This is a genomic window from Paenibacillus sp. 1781tsa1 (assembly GCF_024159265.1).
Classification (GTDB): domain Bacteria; phylum Bacillota; class Bacilli; order Paenibacillales; family Paenibacillaceae; genus Paenibacillus.
The window spans coordinates 6568957-6591374 of the sequence record NZ_JAMYWY010000001.1 but is presented as its reverse complement, the minus strand read 5'-3'; the positions used below and the strand labels follow the sequence as shown (position 1 = coordinate 6591374).

The 22418-nt window shown below is 47.4% G+C and carries 20 protein-coding genes; 15 read left to right on the top strand and 5 right to left on the bottom strand.

The features are described 5' to 3' along the window. Nucleotides 1–22: 22 nt before the first annotated feature. The 3 genes from NKT06_RS29480 to NKT06_RS29470 form a co-directional block, all read right to left on the bottom strand. Nucleotides 23–1741 (bottom strand): methyl-accepting chemotaxis protein, encoded by a 1719-nt coding sequence (locus NKT06_RS29480; RefSeq protein WP_253441591.1) that lies wholly within the window; start codon nt 1739–1741, stop codon nt 23–25. 273 nt (nt 1742–2014) lie between these two features. Beyond that, nucleotides 2015–2761 carry a DUF3105 domain-containing protein gene (locus tag NKT06_RS29475; RefSeq protein ID WP_253441590.1) on the bottom strand — a complete coding sequence of 249 codons (747 nt, stop codon included), beginning with the start codon at nt 2759–2761 and terminating at the stop codon, nt 2015–2017. A 263-nt stretch (nt 2762–3024) separates the two neighbouring features. After that, nucleotides 3025–3942, bottom strand: coding sequence for a zinc ribbon domain-containing protein (locus NKT06_RS29470; protein ID WP_253441588.1), 918 nt, complete (start codon nt 3940–3942; stop codon nt 3025–3027). A 374-nt stretch (nt 3943–4316) separates the two neighbouring features. Between NKT06_RS29470 and NKT06_RS29465 the strand changes: the two genes are divergently transcribed. From NKT06_RS29465 to NKT06_RS29430, 8 genes are all read left to right on the top strand, one after another. Further along, on the top strand, nt 4317–4661 hold the full coding sequence (locus NKT06_RS29465) for a Na-translocating system protein MpsC family protein (protein ID WP_017691786.1): 345 nt from the start codon (nt 4317–4319) through the stop codon (nt 4659–4661). Between the two features lie 506 nt (nt 4662–5167). Next, nucleotides 5168–6238 carry an ABC transporter substrate-binding protein gene (locus NKT06_RS29460; protein WP_253442887.1) on the top strand — a complete coding sequence of 357 codons (1071 nt, stop codon included), beginning with the start codon at nt 5168–5170 and terminating at the stop codon, nt 6236–6238. Nucleotides 6239–6505: 267 nt separating this feature from the next. Next, nucleotides 6506–7444 (top strand): nucleoside hydrolase, encoded by a 939-nt coding sequence (locus tag NKT06_RS29455; protein WP_253441586.1) that lies wholly within the window; start codon nt 6506–6508, stop codon nt 7442–7444. 220 nt (nt 7445–7664) lie between these two features. Beyond that, nucleotides 7665–8486 (top strand): ABC transporter permease, encoded by an 822-nt coding sequence (locus NKT06_RS29450; protein WP_036612869.1) that lies wholly within the window; start codon nt 7665–7667, stop codon nt 8484–8486. Nucleotides 8487–8490: 4 nt separating this feature from the next. Further along, a complete protein-coding gene (locus NKT06_RS29445) occupies nt 8491–9282 on the top strand; it encodes an ABC transporter permease (RefSeq protein WP_124116640.1) in 792 nt (263 codons plus the stop codon). 18 nt (nt 9283–9300) lie between these two features. Beyond that, nucleotides 9301–10359 (top strand): ABC transporter ATP-binding protein, encoded by a 1059-nt coding sequence (locus NKT06_RS29440; RefSeq protein ID WP_253441584.1) that lies wholly within the window; start codon nt 9301–9303, stop codon nt 10357–10359. Nucleotides 10360–10533: 174 nt separating this feature from the next. Then, nucleotides 10534–12279, top strand: coding sequence for an adenine deaminase C-terminal domain-containing protein (locus NKT06_RS29435; protein ID WP_253441582.1), 1746 nt, complete (start codon nt 10534–10536; stop codon nt 12277–12279). A gap of 226 nt (nt 12280–12505) precedes the next feature. After that, nucleotides 12506–13243, top strand: a complete 738-nt coding sequence (locus NKT06_RS29430; RefSeq protein WP_253441580.1) for an HAD family hydrolase — start codon at nt 12506–12508, stop codon at nt 13241–13243. A gap of 97 nt (nt 13244–13340) precedes the next feature. Here NKT06_RS29430 and NKT06_RS29425 read toward each other — a convergent pair whose 3' ends face one another. Further along, nucleotides 13341–13691 carry a cupin gene (locus NKT06_RS29425; RefSeq protein WP_253441578.1) on the bottom strand — a complete coding sequence of 117 codons (351 nt, stop codon included), beginning with the start codon at nt 13689–13691 and terminating at the stop codon, nt 13341–13343. A gap of 365 nt (nt 13692–14056) precedes the next feature. On the opposite strand from NKT06_RS29425, the gene NKT06_RS29420 reads away from it, so the two are divergent. From NKT06_RS29420 to NKT06_RS29410, 3 genes are all read left to right on the top strand, one after another. Continuing rightward, entirely contained in the window at nt 14057–14536 is a 480-nt protein-coding gene (locus NKT06_RS29420; RefSeq protein ID WP_253441576.1) for a Dps family protein, read from the top strand. 127 nt (nt 14537–14663) lie between these two features. Beyond that, nucleotides 14664–15875 carry a nitric oxide synthase oxygenase gene (locus NKT06_RS29415; RefSeq protein ID WP_253442884.1) on the top strand — a complete coding sequence of 404 codons (1212 nt, stop codon included), beginning with the start codon at nt 14664–14666 and terminating at the stop codon, nt 15873–15875. Nucleotides 15876–16023: 148 nt separating this feature from the next. Then, the gene (locus NKT06_RS29410) at nt 16024–16491 is read left to right on the top strand and encodes an NUDIX hydrolase (protein WP_253441574.1); all 468 of its coding nucleotides are present in this window, start codon (nt 16024–16026) and stop codon (nt 16489–16491) included. 212 nt (nt 16492–16703) lie between these two features. On the opposite strand, the gene NKT06_RS29405 is transcribed toward NKT06_RS29410, so the two are convergent. After that, nucleotides 16704–17930, bottom strand: a complete 1227-nt coding sequence (locus NKT06_RS29405) for an MFS transporter (protein WP_253441572.1) — start codon at nt 17928–17930, stop codon at nt 16704–16706. A 256-nt stretch (nt 17931–18186) separates the two neighbouring features. On the opposite strand from NKT06_RS29405, the gene NKT06_RS29400 reads away from it, so the two are divergent. The 4 genes from NKT06_RS29400 to NKT06_RS29385 are packed head-to-tail and all read left to right on the top strand — an operon-like array spanning nt 18187 to nt 21973. Further along, nucleotides 18187–19296 (top strand): ABC transporter ATP-binding protein, encoded by a 1110-nt coding sequence (locus tag NKT06_RS29400; protein ID WP_124116634.1) that lies wholly within the window; start codon nt 18187–18189, stop codon nt 19294–19296. Further along, a complete protein-coding gene (locus tag NKT06_RS29395; protein ID WP_017691799.1) occupies nt 19286–20119 on the top strand; it encodes an ABC transporter permease in 834 nt (277 codons plus the stop codon). The genes NKT06_RS29400 and NKT06_RS29395 overlap by 11 nt, the downstream gene beginning before the upstream one ends. Then, on the top strand, nt 20094–20903 hold the full coding sequence (locus NKT06_RS29390; protein ID WP_062836831.1) for an ABC transporter permease: 810 nt from the start codon (nt 20094–20096) through the stop codon (nt 20901–20903). The genes NKT06_RS29395 and NKT06_RS29390 overlap by 26 nt, the downstream gene beginning before the upstream one ends. After that, on the top strand, nt 20900–21973 hold the full coding sequence (locus NKT06_RS29385) for an ABC transporter substrate-binding protein (RefSeq protein WP_253441570.1): 1074 nt from the start codon (nt 20900–20902) through the stop codon (nt 21971–21973). Before NKT06_RS29390 ends, NKT06_RS29385 begins: the two co-directional genes overlap by 4 nt. The last annotated feature ends 445 nt before the right edge of the window (nt 21974–22418 follow it).

The following is a 22418-nucleotide window of genomic DNA, read 5'->3' as shown; positions in this document are numbered from 1 at the left end:
ATCTAACATTCTAAGCTGCCCGCTATATTTTAAATCGACTAATTAATCCGTTCAGCTCACTGGACAATACCCGCAGAGATTCAGCGGATGCACGCATCTCATCCATGGATTGCAGCTGGCTTCCGGTAGCGTGTGACACCTGTTGAATACTTGAAGAGGATTCGCGCGAGATATGCTCCATATCCTCCACGGAAGCCGACACTTCTTCTGCACTGGCAGACAGCTGCTCGGATGCTGCGGATACTTCGTGGAGACGTTCATTCATCGTTTCGATTCCGGTATGAATGGATGTGAATGAACGGCCTGCCTCCTGAACAACAGCGAGACCGGATTGGACTGCGGATGTGCTGGCAGACATATGTTCTGACAACAGGGCAGTCTGGCGTGTCATCTCGGCGATCAGTTCGGTTACATGCTGGGACGATTGCTCTGATTCCCCCGCAAGCTTGCGAACCTCGGAGGCAACTACCGCAAACCCGCTGCCATACTCTCCTGCACGAGCTGCTTCAATACTTGCATTAAGTGCGAGCAGATTGGTCTGTGAAGCGATAACTTTCATCAGGTGTGCCACCGACTCAATTTTACCTGAGTACTGCTCCAGCTGAGAGGTGGAGGCCACCATCTGCACATTTGCTTGATGAATTTTGTCCATGCTATCAATTGCCGTGTTGATGTTGGCTTGACCTTGCACCGCGTTGTTGGTCGTTTCCTGTGATACATCCGCGACCATAGAAGAAGAATTCGCAATGTGCTGCATGCTGCGCGTGATCTCTTCCATGGCTACCGTAACTTCGCCCGCACGAGCCACCTGTTCGGCAGCTCCACTGGCCGTATGATTCGTATGTTCGGCAATACGCTGGCTAGCTTCGGCAGTTGCCTGTGAATGTTTGGATACTCCTTCTGCAGCTTGTAGCAGAGAGTCGGAGCTTTGACGGATGCCTGTCATGACATCACGAGTACCTGTAACCAGATGTTTGAACTCGGAAGCGAGCTGTCCTACCTCGTCCTTGCGACTAAGTTCAACGTTGACGGTCAGGTCGCCTTTTCCAACCTGGGTGATTAACTTCTTCAACTTTACCAATGGACGGGTCAAGTAGTGGGCGAATCCATAAACCAACAAGACACTCAGCAGAACAATAGCCAAGGCTGTCCAGATCATGGTCATACGGTTGCGGGACATCAGTTCATAGACCGCAGTGGAATCCAGATCCGCACCGACCAATCCTAGTACTTTACCGTCAGCCCCATGGATCGGCACATACGCAGTAATGGTGGCGCCATATTCATCCTGTGTGAGTTCGCCCCGAATAGGCTCATTCTGTTCAAAAGCTTGCAGCATTCCTTCATAATGGGTCTCTTCTGCGGAACCGTAAGGGGAGAAGTCATCCTCTGCCACATCGGCAGCAGCCCCATCCACAACGTAGAAATATGTATTTGTTCCATTTTCTTCGCGTGTACCAAGGGTGTACAGATACTTGAGTCCATTGGCCTCACGTAGTTGACTAAGCTGCTCACGCAATGTGCCGTAATACGCTGTCTCGTCCTGTCCGGTACTGAGTGGTGCATACAGAGAGGTGTCAATTAATGCTACTGCCCGTTCAGCCACAGCCTGTGCCTGCATCCCCATGGATTGTTCGACCAGTTGAGCCGATGAACGGTACATGGTAATGCCAAGAACCGCACCCGCGGCCAGCATCAGACAGGAAAAAAATAAAAAGATCCTCATAAACAAACTGTTCATTGGTAAAAGTGTTCCCCCTTGATCTGTTGAATCAATCGTCTCTGTGTCTCTTTACTTGGTGATTGTCGTTCTTCTTTGGTTCGTATGTATTGTATATCAAATATACAGTTTTCTACTTGAAATATCGGCATCTGGTCGATAAAGAATTAGCCCCCGAGTCAATTTGATCCGGGAGCTAGTTTCGTTTCCATCCTATATTGACCATGACCATCATTGGAAGAAACCTCATTGTTACTCCTTAGAGGGACTTCCTATGACTGAGTGATTACGTCATTACATCGTTCCGCCGCCCTGGCGAACAGAGGCAGGAATCTTTTCAGGTCCCTGATTAATATATTTATTGATAAAAGTACCCACCTTGGCATCGTCGAATTGGTCGAGCTTCATCGTTTTGGTCCATGCGGTCACCACGACTTCACTGCCTTCGGGAATATCCTTATTTGGTACTGCTAGTATACCTGCCCCAGCTTCGCGGAATTTGGCAAGGTATTTCAGATGTTCCTTCAAGTCCTCGCTTGCGTTCTCACGATAATAGATGATGATATCCCCATGCTCCAGATTGTGTACCAGGTAATTATAGCCCGGGAAGTCGGTGTAAAATCCAAACTTGATATCATGCGGATTATGCGGTCCGGATGTTGGAATCGTCATCTCATACTGGATAGGGTCCTCCGTATGGTCAGCACCATAATATTTATCGTCCGTCACATCGATTGTTGCGTTGGATTCCAGATCAGCTACATTATATGTTTTACCTGCACCTTGCATGAAAAACAGGCCAAACGTAATAATCGACACAGCCATCATTACATGTGCAGCCAGCCGAAGGAATCGACTTTTTTTGTGGATGTCCGCCCGTTCCTTCTTTTTCATGTGGCCCAGGATTTTGCCCTGTGTGCGTGATGCCCAGATATAGGCGGCGATGGAGAACAGTAACACAATCACACCTACGATGAGCCACAGGTAGGATGTGCCTGCCTCATGCTCCATTTGCATATGATTCATATGAGTCATGTCCATAGAGAGTTCCTCTTCTTCCTTTGTAAAATGAGAATTAATACACTACATAACGTAGTGTTATTGGCAATGGTGAATCCACTCATTACGTAACGAGAGTTGCTGGGTTTGTGGTTGTTACGTAAATAAGAACATACCTGTTGCACTACACATTATAGTGTATTGTACATGCTCGGCGCAATGCTGCCTTGGAAAACCAAAAAAAGGCGTTCCCCGCGTGAGCAGGGAAAGCCTTATTACGATTGTACAGATAACGGCGATAATGTTTACAGACGACCAAACGGGGAAAGCATCAGCCCGATCAGTCCAATAATAACCTCACCCAACAATCGATACAGAATAAAGAATACGACCACATTGGCGATGAGTACACTGTACATACTGTCGATGGCTGCTTTGGTACGATTCAATGGATATTGGAATAGCACCGAGTTCAGAGCGACAAATATGATGATATACGAGACCACAAGCAAGGCGATCGCGATGGAATACGAGATGATAATAAACAGATTCGCCAGAACAAGGGATACGACAGCAGGAACAAGCAATGTACCGAACTGGGCAACCAGTGTTTTGGGACGGAAGGTTATTTTCTCAATTTTCAGAATAGCGTACATCAGTGCAATAGAGGCAATCAGGATAATGACGGTGAACAATAGCGGCCTTACAAATCCACCAATGAACAAGCCATCCATACCTATGCGACTGAAGGTAATTAAGAAGTATGTAGAAGATAGGACTGCAATCAGCGCCATCGTTAGCCATCCGTTTAGTGAATGCTGGTCGCCAACGGTTTTCATCGTTTGATAAGGACGGGCTAATACACTGAGGAAATAGGATAGATACTGTTTGCTTACTTCTTTGGCTTGCTGAACTTTCTCATTCTGCACGATATTATTCCACTGATTGGAGCTATTGTCACCTGCAGAAGCATGGTCATTGGTGCCTGTTGATTCTCTTGTCTGTTCCTTGTGAATAGATACGGATGGTGTGTTGTGTCGAACGGGTGCCTCGGAAGATGTGTTCTGCGTACTGGACCAGCGAGTATATTCGGGTTCTGAAGCAGCAGCAGATTCCGGGTTCTTTACAAGTGAGGGTGAAGAGGTAGTTTGCGTTAGATTAGTTCCGCACCTCTCGCAAAACTGGGCATCTCCATTTTCATGATTACATACTGGACATTGCATGGTATAAGCCTCCAATTTCTAGAAAATAAAAACATGTCAACATTGTGTCTCATTTTAACGGTTGTTGACGAAGTTTGTCTATGTTTCGCAGGAATTAATACCCTTATAGGGAAAGTTGAAACGAAGACTCGATTACGGTGTATTAAAACGAAGTTTAGAAGTAACAATAGTATAGGACTGACATGCAGGCATATTAATGTAAATTTACTGTGGTTTAAGACGAATCGTTTTTGGAGGCAAATGTCTTATCGTTCGCTTCTGTGTGTGATTTACATGTTAAGTATATCTTTTGGGTTGCTCATTTCAGAAGATTTATGTATAATCAATCGTGTTAACACGTCGAATGTACGGTAGTAAGAGATGTGGGTGAGTTCATGGAACTACTGGACAGCAATGAGAGTAAGAAGAAGATGTGCCAGTATTATAACGAAATCTCGAAGGAACTGTTCGGATTTGGCACCACTCTCCTGAGAGTGACCATTGACCAGAACATTGTGACCTTCTACGCGAAGCACCGACGTTCACCGCGCTCTGACGCCCTGGAAGGGGAGGCCCCCGGCTTAAAGCTGGAAGTGGACTTCCGCATGTCTGTCTTATATAAGAAGAAATTCCGGGAGAAGCTCGAGCAACACATGGGTTTGCCAATTGAAGCTATATTGCGGGATTATGATGCGTCCACCCAGTGGGCCATCACGAATGTGATTCTGGAACAGGCCTAAGGATGGATCGGCAGGATTGATTCTTGTTGATGTATACGGCGGTTATGGCCCGGATTCATGATCAGGTTCCGTACAATTTCATATGATGGCGTCTGTCTTCGGATTGATTCTGAAGCAGAAACCGATGATGTACCGGCAGCGGGTGTCGCTTTCCTTTGTTTACGAAGAAAAGTGTTCTTGTTTATACAAGAGCGCTTTTCTTTTTGTTTTTTTAAGTCGAACGATACACACTCAACTAACGTAATTTACACGGGCACTCGATGACAGAACAACCATCTGATCGCTGTTATCCCCAGATTTTTTGATCCTTTAATAAAGGTGAAATCCGGTGATAGCGTATGCTTCCGAAGCAGCTTTCTTTCAGAAAGCTTTTAGGCGAACGCTTCGCTTCTTCAGGTTATTTCTGTCCTCTCCGTTAGGTGTAAATGCTTAGCAGAGCATGTAAGCTAGTTCAACTTAATGGTTGGGTTGTTAAAACACATATATCAGGGGGAATCAGGATCATGATGAAAAAGTGGATTAGCGGTTTGGCAGCAGTGGCAATGACATCGGTATTACTTGCAGGTTGTGGCAGCAGCACAGAGGATGCAACAGGCGGATCAGGCAGTGGGGGAACAGCAGCTACCAAATTGGTTATCTCCACTTGGGGCTTCTCCGAAGATTTCTTCAATGAATCGGTATTTGGTCCCTTTGAAAAAGAACATAATGTAGACATCGTGCTCGAAGTCGGCAATAACGCTGAACGTCTGAACAAAATCCGTCAGGGTACATCCAATGTCGATGTTATCTACCTGTCTGACTACTATGCACAACAAGGCATTGATGAAGGTCTCTTTGAAAAAATCGATCGTTCCAAAATTCCAAATGTAAATGACATTTATGATATTGCCAAAGCCCCGCTTGGTGAAGATTATGGCCCGGCCTACACGGTTGGACAGCTCGGAATCGCCTATAACCCGGACCTCGTTTCCAAAGAAGTGACTTCATGGAGTGACCTGTGGGACCCGGCGTTTGAAGGTAACCTGACCATCCCGAATATTACGGCAACAGCAGGCCCGATGGTTGTGGATGCAGCTTCTCGTGTAGCTGGTAATGATACGTTTAATGAAGATGCAGCATTTGCAGAACTGAAAAAACTGAGCGGTAATGTGGTGAAATTCTATAGCCAAACGTCCGAGTTCGTGAACATGTTCTCCCAAGAAGAGATTGCAGGCGGACCGATCATGGAAATGTATTTCAAAGATCTGAAAGCAGCCGTGCCTAATGCGAAGTTTGTTACACCTAGCGAAGGTGCATATGCCGTGATGAACACAATCAATGTCGTGAAGGGCAGCAAAAACAAAGAGCTGGCTGAAGAGTTCATCAACTGGCAGCTCAGCCAGGATGTACAAGCGAAATCTGCCAAAGCTAAAGTCGATTCCCCGGTTAATACAAAGGTTGAACTAACTGCTGAAGAAGCAGAAGGCGTAACATACGGCGCTGAAGTTGTTGAGAAGCTGAACAAGCTGGATATGGAATTCGTGAATCAGCAGGTTAAAGGCTGGACAGATCGTTGGAACCGTGAGATTGCACAATAAAACACGTAACCGACTAAATAGTTATCTTTGATCTATATAGTTTAACTAAACTTTTTACACGAGAACGGAGAGGGCAGAAATAACGTGAAGAAGCGAAGCGTTCGCCTTTATCCCCGGATTTTCCCCTTGAAGAAGGGATTCAAAAAAATCTGGGGATAACAGCGATCGGAAGGTTATTCTGTCATCGGAGTGGTAAGTGTAAATATTCTTTAGTTCAACTTATCTTTTGCAGCAAGCAACCAATCACCGTATAGGAGTTGAGAACGGATGAATGAATCGCGGAATCGCATCATTATGGATGTGGACACGGGGATTGATGACGCACTGGCAATTTTGCTGGCGGTCAAAAGCCGGAAGCTGGACATTCTCGGTATCACCACAGTCTGTGGGAACGTATCACTCCAGCAGGCAACAGAGAATACGTGCAAAATCCTTGAACTTGCGAGTGCACCTGAAATTCCGGTGATTGCTGGAGCGGCAGCACCCCTTACTCGCAAGTCGCATTATGAACACCGAGTACATGGACAGGACGGATTGGGCGGTGCACTGCCTGATCCGGCGGTGTCCAAGCAAGCCGAGGAAGGCTATGCGCCGGACTTTATCGTAGAGCAAGCCAGGTTATATCCAGGCGAACTGACATTGATCATGACGGCTCCGTTAACCAATCTGGCACTCGCGCTGATGAAGTGTCCTGAATTGCCTTCTTTATTGAAGGAAGTCATCTTCATGGGTGGTGTGGTTCGCGGACATGGCAACATTACGCCGACAGCCGAGTACAACACATACGCTGATCCAGAGGCGGCATGCATCGTATTGCACGCAGGCATCGAGAAGCTTACGCAAGTGGGATTGGATGTAACGCGTCAAACGTTGCTAAATGAAGCAACGATTGAGCGTCTCACTGATCCTGCACTGCGCGCATACGTCGCTCAAAGTACGGAGATCTACATCAACCGGTATGAACAAATGAACGGCGTCCGCGCTTGCGCGTTGCATGATCCGCTGGCCGTTGGTGTAGCTCTTGCTCCCGAACTTGTTGGACGCAAATCATATTACGTCGATGTCGAAACCGCCAGCCGCCTGTGCGATGGCCAGATGGTATGTGACTTTCAAAACCGTTTGGGCGAGCAGCCCAACACTCTCGTCTGCGAAACCGTAGATGCAGAAAGCTTCCTTGAACTGTTTGTCAACGCGTTAAACGCGTAGTTATGATAGTTAAATTCATGTTTTACACAATAACGTAGTGACAGAAGAAAGCTGGAGAAGCGAAGCGTTCGCCTTTATCCCCGGATTTAACCTTTTCAATAAGGATCAAAAAATCTGGGGATAACAGCGATCGAAAGATTCTTCTGGCACGGAGTGAGCTAGTGTAAAGTTGTGCTTTTAACGTGTGAATAAAACCATTTTAAGAGTCAGGAGTATGGCGATGAAAAAATCAGTAATCTACTGGCTATTGCTGCCGGGGTTCGTGTTTTTGGCGGCATTTATGATCATTCCGATTGTCCTGACGATCGGATCGACGTTTTTCCAAGAAAACTCCTTCACGTTTGAAGGATACATGCATTTTTTCAGAGACCCATACTTTTTGAAAATACTGCTTACGACGCTGCAAGTCAGCGTGGTCACCACCATCGTCTGTGTGGTGCTCGGATTCCCGACAGCTTATTATATTTCGCAGAAAGCGCCGCGCCGCAAAGGCATTTTGCTGGCACTGGCGATCTTCCCACTGCTGACGAGCCCGGTCGTGCGTTCGTTTAGCTGGATGATCATTCTTGGACGCAAAGGACTGATCAATAACACCCTTGTTGGCCTGGGGATCGTGGACAAGCCGCTGGATATTCTGTACACACCTGCAGCGATGATGATCGGTCTGACGCATCTGTTCCTGCCATTGATGATTATCTCTCTGGTGGGCGTGCTGGAGAACATTGACGGTGACCTGCTCAAAGCAGCGCAAAGTCTCGGCGCATCGCGCATTACGGCATTCCGCCGGGTTGTGTTCCCACTCGCTGTGCCAGGACTTGTGATCGGAGCCGTGCTTGTCTTTGTCGGAAGCCTGACGGCGTATACCACACCTGCCCTCCTTGGAGGCAAGCAGCGCGTGATTGCTACGTTCCTGTATCAGAACGCCATGACTCTCAACGACTGGTATCTGGCCTCGGTTGTTGCCGCGATTATGATTGTGATTACATTTGTCGTGGTCGGTGTCATGAACAAAATGGCCAAAACTTTAAATCCGAAGGGGTAGACATATGCGGGAGAAACATATCGGGCTGGGCCTGTTCAGTCTGCTGGTCTTTATCTTTCTGCTGGGCCCGCTTCTGATCATATCGATCACTTCGTTTGAACCGGGAACGGTACTCAAATTTCCGCCGGAAGGGTTCTCCTTCCGCTGGTATGAGAATATTTTCAACACAGGCGGTTTCCTCCGCACGTTCCAGACGTCCATCATCATTTCCTTGCTGGGGAACCTGTTGGCACTGGTGCTTGGAGTTCCGGCTGCGTATGCACTCAGTCGTTACGATTTCAAAGGCAAGTCCGTGCTGAACGCACTGTTCCTGTCCCCGGTACTGATCCCGGGAATCGTGCTTGGTTTTACATTGATGAAATATCTGATCGTAATCTACCATCTGCCGATGTACCTTGGACTTTTGATTGGTCATACGATTATCATGCTTCCATTCATTATTCGGGTTATTGCGTCGAGTCTATCGAGCTTTGACTTCGCCGTGGAAGAAGCTGCGCTGAGTCTTGGTGCGGGACGGGTAAGAACGTTCTTCACGATCGTGCTTCCCAACATCCGCTCAGGAATTATAGCTGCGGTGCTGATTGCCTTCTTGGAGTCCTTTAACAACGTGGACATCTCAGTGTTCATGACTGGACCAGGGGTAAGCACATTACCGATCCAGATGCTGACGTATGTGGAGAATTACTTTGATCCAACGATTGCAGCAATTTCCATGCTATTGATGGTACTGACCGGACTTTTAATGTTCGTGATCGAACGGATCATGGGCGGATTTTCATACTTTACTAAACGTTAATTGGAGGCGCAGAACGCTATGGCATTGCTGACATTAGACCACGTATCCGTGGCATACGATAAGCAGACAATCCTGAAGGATTTTCAGTTGGAGCTGGAAAAAGGTAAACTGCTCTCCCTGCTCGGACCGAGCGGTTGCGGCAAAACAACTACGCTGCGCCTCATCGCCGGATTTCTGGAAGCATCACAGGGCAAGTTTATGTTCGGCGGCAAGGATTATACGAAGGTTCCGGCGAACAAGCGGAACTTCGGATTTGTATTTCAGAGTTATGCATTATTCCCACATCTGTCTGTCTATGACAACGTGGCCTTTGGCTTGCGGATGCGTAAAGTGAAAGACAAGGATATCTCTTCACGTGTAATGCGAATCCTGGAAGTTGTTAACCTGAATGGATTTGAGAAACGTTTTCCACAGGAACTGTCCGGTGGACAACGTCAGCGTGTAGCCATTGCTCGAGCATTGGTGATTGAGCCTGACTTGCTCTTGTTTGACGAACCGCTCAGTAATCTGGATGCCAACCTGCGTCTTAACATGCGGGTGGAGATTCGCCGGATTCAGCAAGAGCTGGGCATTACAACGTTGTATGTCTCTCATGACCAGGAAGAGTGTTTCTCGATCTCGGATCAGGTAGCAATCATGAATAAAGGTGTAGTCGAGCAGCTCGACCGCCCGGAAACGATTTTCAAATATCCGGCAACGGAGTTTGTCGCACGGTTTATCGGATTCCATAATTTCATTGAATTTGCGGATCGCAGCGATGCAGGTGAACTCATCACATTGCATGCGGGTGGCCGCATGTTTACGGCAACAGCGCATCCTGGAACAGCTCTTCCCGGTGCCCGCAAAGGTGCGATTCGCCCGGATGATCTGATCGTAAGTGGAGATACCTCTGCGGATGTGGTGAACGCTTTGCCGGGCATTATCAAAGTCAGCACGTATCTGGGACGCAGCTATCAGTATGTAGTTGAGACGGAACTGGGTGACTTTACAGCAAATCAGGAGATGGAAACACCGTACCTTAGCGGGCAGCGTGTTAGCCTGATTTTCCCACAGGACAAGCTTGTATTGGTAGAGTAACCGTGAAATGTAGGAATAGCTTGAAGAAATAAGAGCAGTAAAGAAGACATTTCATACGATGTTTCCGGACGAGGCAGTGGTACGCAATCAAGTGCATTGCATCAGATTAAAGTACAGGTTCATTGTCCAGTCCGGATCGTGTTGAAATGCTTGTGAAGAAGGAGATTATGCCCCATGCGTGCAGATCAACTGATTGTGAATGTACATGTGTATAACAGTTATTATAAACGGTTTGAAATGAACAACGTCGCTGCTGTGTTGGACGGCAGATTCCTATATGTTGGACCCGGTGGACCGGAGATGTTTCAGGCAGACGAAGTCATTGATGCACGAGGAAGATACATGATTCCTGGCTTGATCGATATCCATCTGCATATTGAAAGTACGATGGTGACACCGGAAACCTTTTCTCATGGTCTGATTGGCTGCGGGGTAACGTCCATTGTCGCAGAACCACATGAGATGGCGAATGTGTTTGGGCTCGAAGGGGTGCAGGAGATGATGGCTGCGAGTCGGGAGACGACGGTCGACATGTTCTATGCGATCCCAAGTTCCGTTCCGGCAACCCCGATGGAGACAACAGGTGGTTCGATTGAAATCGAAGATATGGACGTGCTGCTCGCCACTGGCGAGATTATCTGTCTCGGCGAGATCATGAACTATGTCGATGTCATCCGTGATCCGGAGTGCAAGACCAACCAGATTTTACAGCATATCCGCAAAAACTATCCTGATCTGGTGATTGAAGGTCATACACCGAAACTGCTTGGACTCGATCTGCATCGACTGATCTACGCAGGTATTGATTCCGATCATACCCATCAGAGCATTGAGGGATTACAGGCGCGGATTGCAGCAGGCATGTTTATTGAAATCCAGGAGAAATCGATGACGCCTGAGGTGATGGAGTATTTGATCCGACATGATGTGGCGCAGCATTTCTGCTTCGTAACGGACGATGTGATGCCGGATTCACTGGTGGAGCGTGGTCATCTGGATCATATCGTACGCAAGGCAATTCAGATGGGGATGCGTCCGGAAGATGCGATCTACGCAGCAACGTCTACCCCTGCTTCCCGTATGAAAATGACTGATCGCGGCAGCATTGCCCCAGGCAAAGTGGCCGATTATGTGTTGGTATCCAACTTGCATGATCTCTCCATTGATCAGGTGTACAAAAATGGCCGCAAAGCTTATGACGATTACGAACCGTATAAGCAGGAACGGATCATCGGGCAATTCCCGCCTCACTTCTATAAGAGTGTTCAGTTGGAGAAACTGGGAGTAGCAGATTTTGCAATTCAGTTGTCCGACTCGAAAGTCAGTGGACCAGGTGTTGATCTCGCGGGTAAAGGTGAGTACCAATGCCGTGTCATGATGGTGAAGGATGGTTCTACATTTGTGGAAGAACATATTGCACCGGTTCAGTCTTCGGATGGCGAACTGTTATGGGAAGAAAGCGGATATGCGCAGATCGCGACCTTTGAACGTTATGGTGTGAACGGCAATCGAGCACATGGTCTGATCGGTGGAGACACCATCAAGCGTGGCGCCATTGCAACGACATATTCACATGACAATCACAACCTGCTGGTTGTAGGACGTAATCGTGAAGATATGATATTGGCAGCTAACACCGTAATTTCGAGCCAGGGTGGCTTCTGTGTGGTGGAAGACGGCAAGGTGCTGTCCCATCTGGAACTTCCCGTAGGTGGCATTCTGACGGAAGAACCACTCGCAGTGGTGTCCCATCAAGTGAAGGAATTGCGTGCAGCCATGTTGTCTCTTGGGTACGTGCATTACAACCCGATCATGTCGATCAGTACTCACTCTCTTGCGGTAAGTCCGGCTCTGAAAATTACGGATCATGGTCTGATTGATGTGAATGCAGGTAAGGTTGTATCGTTGATTGTAGAATAAGTTTTATTAAAAAATAGAGTCACCCCATTTCATGACCATGAGTTGTGAAATGGGGTGTTTTTATATATAAGAATGACTGTTTAATGCTTCTTTGCCAGACAGAGGTTTTTAGCTATGGATTAACTTGGAGAGGGCTGCAAGAAATCCACTTTTGGACGGAACAAATGAATACATATATAGTAAGAAGAGAATGTTTGGACTCAAAGCAGGAGGATAGACAACGATTATGAATGAAATAAATAATGCTAAAACCATATTTTTCGACGTGGATGATACCTTATATGATCACTTACAGCCACTACGTGGCGCGTTGCAGGATGTTCTCGGCCTATCGGATGATTTCCCTTTTGCTGATGCCTATCACCGTTTTCGCTACTATAGTGACTGGTTGTCTGCACAAGAAGATCTGTCTGCTGTGCCGGAGCCGGGTGCGGTGGAGCGAATGCGCCGTCGGAGGTTTGAGCTGACGATGGAAGAGTTTGGACTCCCCCTACAACCGGGACAGGCTGAAGAACTGCAAGCTCAGTATCTGAGCAGACAGTTTGAGATTGTGCCTTTTGAAGGAGCATACGAGTTGATTAGAAGGCTTCAGGCAGAAGGCCATACCGTTGGTCTAATCACCAATGGAGAAGGAGAGCATCAGCGCCGCAAGCTTGAAGCACTGGATGTGCTCAGTCTCGTGGACGAGCATCTGATTTTCATCTCCGGTACGACTGGTTATGCGAAACCGGATCGCAGATTGTTTGAATATGTGAGTAAGCAGTCCGGGACAGATGCGCGTTCCAGCTATTACATCGGAGACTCGTGGCGTAATGATGTGGTAGGTGCAGTTGATGCAGGCTGGACAGTTATCTGGTTCAATCATCGGGAGGCGTTGCCGGAATCCGATCATCAGCCCCATTTTGCCGCATCGAGCTATGAAGAAATCAGTCGTATTCTGACTTTTGAGCTTGTCCGTGTTTAAGGAGATTTATGTTTTAAAGGAGCAGTCCTGTTACCGGTTTAGGTGCAGGCCTGCTTTTTGGTGTTAAAGAAGGACTTCATTTCTTACGTTATACCTTCTATAAAGGCATTAATAAAGAGACGTCCAACTCTTCGCTTTCAATTACAATGGCCATGAGTCCAGCTTCTGTTTTGGTTTCGTGCCATTCATGTTGATCCCAGAGTACGGCTTCGCCACAATGCACTTTAATATATTCATTTGCTTCGCCTCTAACCCAACCCTCTCCGCTTACGATCAAAAGGAGTTGCGGAACCACTGCTTGGTGATAACCGATTACTCCACCCTCAGGTAAGTGCATACATCCGATATGAGCTGTTTTGTCGGTCTGCGTAATACGTGACATGACGAAATTAGAATCAAATTGGGTAATCTTCTTCCCGGATTCTTGTTTAAATTGAAATATCCTCATATTTACCTCCGCAATCGTGACTAAGTTAACTTCCTGTAACGGTTACTGCCTTTAGTATGAGTATCATCCTTATCCTATCCATAAAATTGATGGAAACCCAATCAGGATGAGTCTATCATAGCTCCAATAGGTTGGGGGAGATTTCGCTTGAAATCATTTGTCTAATTGGCTGTGCCATCGTTTCTATGAAGCTGTACTTCATGGAATCTTCATTTATAAGACCGTGCAAAAGTCTTCCCAAACCGTTTATGCAGTGCTATAATTAAAACAAGATTTAGATTAAGTCTAAATTAAAATAATAAATCAAAGCAGCGCCATAACAATTATTTAAATTCTATTTTTATATTCGAGAGGGGATAAATTCCATGAGCACAATCCAAACTAGAAACAACACTTTTGCTAATAATGCCACAGCACTTCAAGATGTCCTGAACCGTCAGATCGCAGGTTGGTCCGTGTTGTACACGAAACTGCATAACTTCCACTGGTATGTCCAAGGACCTCATTTCTTCACACTCCATGCCAAATTCGAAGAGTTGTACAACATGTCTACGGCGAATATGGACGAAGTTGCAGAACGGTTGCTGGCTATTGGTGGACGTCCGGTGGCTACAATGGCTGAACAACTGCGTCTGTCTCCAATTGAAGAGGCACAAGGCCCGTTGTCTGCTGAGCGTATGGTAGAGTCGGTGGTTGCTGATCTGCGTACAATGGTAGAAGTGATTCATCAAGGCATTCACGAAGCGGGAGAAGCAGAAGATAACGCAACGGAAGATATGTTAATTGGATTCACCGCTGCGCTGGATAAAGAGGTCTGGATGTTAAACGCATTTCTGGGCAAATAAGCAAGGTTACCCTTCATCCTGACAACGATATGTAGAGTCCGTGAACAAAGTGTCCGTTCGCTTACAAATCCAGTGCGCTTGCCGTATAATGATGGCATCCAAGATGTACAGAATGGTGGAATGAATGATGCGGTCAGACCTGGAACAATTGCAGGAAGAAGCTGAACGGTTTATATATACATGTTATGAAGAGCTGGGCCATTCGCGTGAAGACGCGCAGGCCCGGCTTGTTGCCGTTATGGGCGAGATCGAAGTAACGGGTACCTATGTGCATACCACAGAAGAATTGGAGCAAGGTTGCAAAATGGCCTGGCGGAACAGCAACCGTTGCATCGGGCGGCTGTTCTGGGATAAATTGCGGATTGTGGATGCTCGTCATGCCGATACGGCAGGAACGGCAGCGGATGCTGTGTTGAATCATATTCATGTGGCATCCAACGGAGGCAAAGTCATTCCGATGATTACGATCCTTCCTCCGGATGGACCAAATGGAGCTCCGGTACGTGTCTGGAATCATCAGCTTATTCGTTATGCAGGATACGAGACAGAGCAAGGCATTATTGGAGATCCTGCTTCCGTGGAGTTGACCAAGGCGGCCATGTCCCTTGGCTGGCAAGGAGCAGGTGGCTCTTATGATGTGTTACCGCTCATAATTCAGGCACAAGGACAAGCGCCAGAGTGGTATGTTATACCCGAAGAAGAAATTGTGGAAGTGATGATCGAGCATCCGGAGCAGAAGGAGATTGCAGAGCTGGGTATGCGCTGGTATGGTGTGCCGATGATCGCCGATATGCGTCTGGAGATTGGCGGTATATCCTACCCGGCAGCGCCGTTCAATGGTTGGTATATGGGTACCGAGATCGGCGCCCGTAATCTGGCGGACACGTTCCGGTATAACACGCTGCCTGCGGTGGCGGCAGCATGTGGATTGAATACGTCAAGTGAAACGACATTATGGAAGGACCGGGCTTTGGTGGAGCTGAATGTAGCTGTGCTGCATTCGTTCAAGAAAGCAGGCGTGAGCATTGTGGATCACCACACGGCGGCAGCGCAATTTGCGATGTTTGAACAGCGGGAAGAGAAGGCTGGGCGTGAGCTGACTGGGGATTGGGTGTGGCTGATTCCGCCAGTGTCCCCGGCGACAACGCATATTTTCCACAGCTCGTATCGCAATGAGATTGTGAAGCCGAACTTTTTCCATCAGGATCAGGCGTATACGCTGAAAGATGGCGTGGCATCTGCCGCAGAACTGCGAAGCAGTGAGCAGCAGAATGCACAGGTAGAGCATCCCCAGCCACAGGCCGGAGATGTACCAATGAAATGCCCGTTTGCACATTAATTGTGCAGACGGGTTATTTTTTGTGATCCTTTTTTATCAAACGAAGGGCTTTAAAATAGGAAAAAAAGAAGAAGATTCTTTCTCTATATGGAAATATATAACATGCCTATAATGAGGTCATGACTTCACATAAGGGAGGGAACGATCCATGGGTTACATTGAAACGTTGCGAGGAATGGTTGGCAATGCTCCTGTTATTCTGGTGAGACCGAGTATATTGATCTTGAACAAGACAGGTGAGATTTTGTTAGTTCGACATCTGGATGACACTTGGGGAGTACCGGGTGGATTTATGGAGCTCGGCGAATCGGTGGAAGAGTCTGCAATACGAGAGGTCAGAGAAGAGATTGGGATAGAGATTAAGAAACTTCATCTGTATGGCGTCTTCTCAGGAAAAGAGTTATATACGAAATTAAGAAATGGGCATGAATACTACAATGTGGTCATTGGTTATATTTGCACCGAGTATGAGGGAGAATTGAAGCCAGATGGGGTGGAAGTTCTTGAAGCAAAGTTTTACAAACCAAACGGATTACCTGACAGGACAGACCCTTACTTAAAAAGAAAAATCCAAGAAAATGCAGTGCACATCGCAACATTATTGGGAAAAATATAATCGGGGAGGCTGCCATCGAAATGGTCTCTTCCACGAGTTGTAGAGCTAACGAACCGAGCGCCTCTTATTGGGCGGAGTAATTGTGGAATTGTATTTTAACGAAGTAGAAATTGAAGCGAATAACACTTGTGCGGTTCGTTAGAAAATAATTATGCCAATAAAGGGATGACCTCCGTCATATTCATGACATGTGGTACGTCTCCCTTTTGCGTTTACACCCGTCTTGTCTTGTACCTACTGCGCATCACGGCCTGAACTACAATGGCAGCAGCAATCAGCACCAGATTGAACACAAACACGGAGTACAGCGAGCCAACCTCCATCAGCAGTGCTGCAACTATTGGAGATACGATGGAGCCGATCTCAGCCGCAGAGACAATTTTGCCTATGACGGAGCTTCGGCTCTCGTCCGAGATATGATCACCAATATGAGCAAAGAAAGAATCCATGTAACATGCCCCGCCAACCCCGCCAATCAGCATGCCAACGTAGACCCATAGATGGGAGGACGTGCTTAGAAATACAACAACTTCGATTCCAATCAGGAACATGCCGAGCATACAAAGCAACAGACGATCGCCTAACCGATCAGAGAGATAACCGACAAAGGGAGCAGCGGCAAGTGTAGAAATCCCGGATACAGTGAAGGCGAGACTGGTTGCAAACGGGTCCCAATGCATGATGTGAGCTGCATACAGTGCAAAATAGGTGAGGAATACCGCATAGGCGCTCATCTCCAGAAAATGTACTGTACTGTAGCCAAGAAGCTGTTGACGCTGGGTAATCCCTGTAGTTGGGCTAATCGTTGTTGAGTCGGGAGCTTGATCGGATCGGGAGATATCCGTACCTTGCGTATGCAGTGCATCAGATGTTGTTGAAGGTAGAGGAGGGGCTGTCATCTTCATCCCCATCGCAGCGACCACAGCCATCAGACAACATAACGTAACAAGCAGAAAAGGAACCGACAGAGGCCAGTGCAGCGCGAGCCAGCCACTGATAACCGGACCGAGGACCATTCCGCCGCCCTCACTGCTGCTGATATATCCATTGTACAGGCCGCGGTTGTCTACATTGCCCCCATCTCCGATGATGGAACGCACGACCACGGTAAGTCCGGTGGAAGCCAGCCCTTGCAGCAGTCGAAGCAGGCCGAATAACACCGCAGCAGAAGACACCGCGAAGCCACCCATACAGACAGCTAGCAGTAACAGCATGAGGATGAGAGCGCGTTTACCCCCAAGTTTCTTATAAATTGCCGCAGCAGGAACGCCACCCATCACTTTCCCCACATAAAAGAGAGCAAAAATAACCCCCATCATCCAGCCGGACAGGCCGAATTCCTCAATAAACAAAGGGAACAGAGGCAGGATCATGAATCCACCCATCTGACTTAGGAAACAAATGGTCATCAGCAAAGGCAGGTTACGACGAATATCCAAGAGCCAAGACTCCTCTCACACATAAAATGGAATCCTAAAAATCCTTCATTTACTCCATATGGGTACGTATTATCGACATTACCCGTAATGTATGCAGAATTATAAAAAATAAGAAGAAATGACACGCGGCGTTTACATCAAAACCATTGCGGATATACCTGAATCATATATAATAGATGGGTTATCTATAAGGATGCATGAACGAAAAGTGTACAGAATGAAGAAGTACCTCAAGTATAAGGGGGCGATGTAAAGCATGTCAGAACAACAACCGATTATCCGCTTCGAAGCGGTGACTCAGCAATACGATCAGGATGAAGCCGTATTGAAAGCAGTCAGCTTTGAGATTGAGCGGGGTAAATTTTATACGCTTCTTGGCCCATCGGGCTGCGGGAAAACAACGATATTGCGACTGATTGCCGGTTTTGCGGAGCCGACTCAGGGCAGTATTTATTTTAATGGAGCGCTCATCAACCGGGTGCCTGCCCACCAGCGGCAGGTGAATACCGTATTTCAGGATTACGCGTTATTTCCACATCTGAATGTATTTGAGAACGTGGCTTTTGGTTTACGGATCAAAAAGATGAAAACGGCTGAAATTCGCAGCAAAGTGTTGGAAGCCCTCAAGTTCGTCAATCTGTCCGGTTACGAAAACCGTGAAATCGGCGAAATGTCCGGCGGACAGCGGCAGCGTGTTGCGATTGCACGTGCGATTGTGAACGAACCCGAGATTCTGCTGCTGGACGAGCCTTTATCCGCACTCGATCTGAAGCTGCGGACCGAGATGCAGTATGAATTGCGGGAGCTGCAACAGCGACTGGGTATCACGTTTATCTTTGTGACGCATGATCAGGAAGAGGCTTTGGCGATGTCGGATGAGATTTTTGTTCTCAACGGCGGCGTGATTCAACAGAGCGGTACACCGAATGATATCTATGATGAGCCGATTAACCGTTTTGTGGCGGACTTTATCGGAGAATCGAACATTGTATCGGGCAGAATGAAGCAAGACTTTGTGGTGGAATTTGCTGGCGCACAGCATGAGTGTGTCGATCAGGGTCTCCAGCCGGACGAGCCGGTAGAGATTGTCATTCGCCCAGAGGACCTGGAGATTACAACCGAAGAACAAGGCAAGCTGAAGGTCAATGTGGACTCCCAGTTATTCCGCGGGGTGCATTACGAGATATCCACGTACGACGATGCGGGCAATGAGTGGCTTGTTCATTCAACGAAGAAAGCCGTTGTCGGCGCGCGGATTGGACTCTATTTTGACCCGGAAGCTGTACACGTTATGCGCTTTAACGAGACCGAAGAAGAGTTCGACAAACGACTCGAAGCCTACCAAGAGGCCGCTCATGCAGACTAAAGCCAGCACACGCAATGCGTATCTGATTCCATATGTATTATGGATGGTGTTGTTTGTTGTGGCGCCGGTCCTGCTGGTCATCTATTATTCATTCTTCGATGTGGAGGGTAACTTCACGTTTGGCAACTACGCCCGATTCTTCACACCGGTGTACTTGCAGATGACGCTCAGTTCGTTCTGGTATGCATTTCTGATTACGGCGTTCTCGCTTCTCATCTCGTATCCAACGGCGTATATGCTGACCCGGACGAAGCACAAGCAACTGTGGTTGCTGCTGATCATTCTGCCAAGCTGGATCAATCTCTTGTTAAAAGCGTACGCCTTCATCGGCCTGTTTGGAACGTATGGCCTGACCAACTCTCTGCTTGAAGTCGTGGGTATTGGTACACAGCAGATTTTGTTCACCGACTTCAGTTTCATCTTTGTCTCGGTGTACATCTTCATTCCATTCATGATCCTGCCGATCTTCAATGCGCTGGAAGAGATGAATCCATCGTTAATTTACGCAGCAAGGGATCTGGGAGCCTCATCTTGGCTGACATTCCGCAGGGTTATCTTTCCGCTGACGATTAGCGGTGTGAAATCAGGCTGTCAGGCTGTATTTATTCCTGCGCTGTCCCTGTTCATGATTACCCGCCTTATTGCGGGAAACCGTGTAATTACGTTGGGAACAGCGATTGAACAGCATTTTCTCGTCACCCAGGACTGGGGGATGGGGTCAACGATTGCCGTCTTTTTGATTATTGCGATGGCGATTATTATGTTCCTGACCGGATCAGGCAAGAAGGAGGTGCGTAATGGGAAGAAACGGAAAGCTGTCTAACGTCTATCTGGCCGTTGTATTCGCCATCCTGTACGCACCGATTGCGTATCTGATCTTTTATTCCTTCAACAGCGGCGGTCACATGCGCAGCTTCGAAGGATTCACGCTTGAATGGTATAGAGAGGTGTTCGCCGATACACGGCTGCTCATCATTGTGCTGAATACATTTATCATTGCGCTCCTGTCATCGGCGATCTCGACGATCCTTGGTGTAGCAGGAGCACTGGCGATCTACCATGTGCGTCGCAAACGGACCAAGAACACGTTGCTGTCACTCAATAACGTGCTCATCGTTAGTCCGGATGTCATCATTGGTGCGTCATTCCTGATTCTGTTCACCATGATTGGTATCAAACTAGGCTTCACTTCGGTCCTGCTGTCTCATATCGCATTCAGCGTACCCATTGTTGTGATCATGGTCCTGCCAAAGCTGCAGGAGATGAGTCCGACACTGATGGATGCAGCGCGCGATCTGGGCGCTGGATCATGGCAGATTCTGACGCGTGTGGTGCTACCATACGTGAAACCAGGTATTTTTGCCGGATTCTTCATGGCGTTGACGTACTCGCTCGATGATTTTGCAGTAACATTCTTTGTCACAGGTAATGGATACTCCACGCTCTCGGTAGAGATATACTCCAGAGCAAGGCAGGGTGTTTCGTTGTCCATCAATGCTTTGTCTACCCTGTTATTCCTGCTCACGGTGCTGCTGGTGGTCGGATATTACTTCATTAACCGCCGTGCAACACGGATACCACCCGGAGGAAAGGGGCTGCGTCCATGAAGCAACTGGTACGGACATTTGCGCTTGTTTTTGTGGCCGCCTTTGCTCTTATGATCCTGGCTTCGTATCTGAACAAGAGTCAGGGGTATTCTGGCGGCAACACACTGACTATCTATAACTGGGGCGATTATATCGACCCTGATCTGCTCAAGGAGTTTGAGGATGAGACAGGTATTAAGGTCATCTATCAGACGTTTGACTCCAATGAAGCGATGCTGACTAAGATTGAGCAGGGCGGTACTACGTTTGATGTAGCGATTCCTTCCGAATATGCGATTAGCAAAATGAAAGAAGAAGACCTGCTCGTGCCACTCGATCATAGCAAATTAACCCATCTGGACAACATCGATCCGCGGTTCATGGACTTGTCCTTTGATGAAGGCAACAAGTACTCCATCCCTTATTTCTGGGGAACGGTGGGAATTGTATACAATCCCGAACTGGTGGATGGGTTGACATTTGATAGCTGGAACGACCTGTGGGACCCGCGTCTGAAAAATCAAATCCTGCTCCTTGATGGCGCACGCGAAGTCATTGGCATGGGATTGAACAGTCTCGGGTATTCCCTGAACGATACCAACGAAGACCATTTGCAAGAAGCGCTGAAGAAGCTGTCTACATTGACACCAAACGTCAGAGCAATTGTCGGAGACGAGATCAAGATGCTGCTTGCGAACGAGGAAGCGGCAGTTGGACTTGTATGGTCCGGGGATGCGTCGGAGATTATGGATGAGAACGATAAGTTGGATTATATGGTGCCGGAAGAAGGCTCGAACCTTTGGTTTGATAACATGGTTATTCCGAAGACGGCGAGTAATATTGAAGGGGCACACCAATTTATCAACTTCATGCTGGACCCGGAACATGCCGCTCGCAATGCGGAGTATGTCGGGTATTCCACACCAAACGCTGAGGCACTGAAGTTACTGCCAGAGGACATCTCCGAGGATGAGCGCTTCTATCCAGACGAGACACTGACAGGCAAGCTGGAGGTCTACGATAATCTGGGCAAAAAAATGCTCTCGCATTATAACGACCTGTTCCTGGAGTTTAAAATGCATAGCAAATAAGATGTTTTGGAGTAAGATGCATCGTGGTGTTGATTTCAGTAGATGAGCGTTATTATTTCATATAATGCGCTTTAAGCGGTAATATGCCGCTATCCACACAGAATAACGTCTCTCTGATTCGTTAAAAATCAAATACCTGTAAATAATCGCGAATAACGTGTGTGAAGTTCGTTAGATTCTGAAAAAAAGACAAAAAGGGTAGCTGCTCGTCATTTCATTTGAATGACGAACAGCTACCCTTTTTTTATTACCTACTTCAGAGCAAAAGCGTAGGTTATGTTTTTTCGTGCACACGTTAACGGAGGGGACAGAACAAACGAAGGAAGCGGAGCGTTCGCCTTTATCACCGGATTTTCCCATTGTAAAGGGGGAATCAAAAAAATCCGGGGATAACAGCGATCCGAAGTTGTTCTGTCACCGCAGTGATCAAGTGGAAACGAATAAA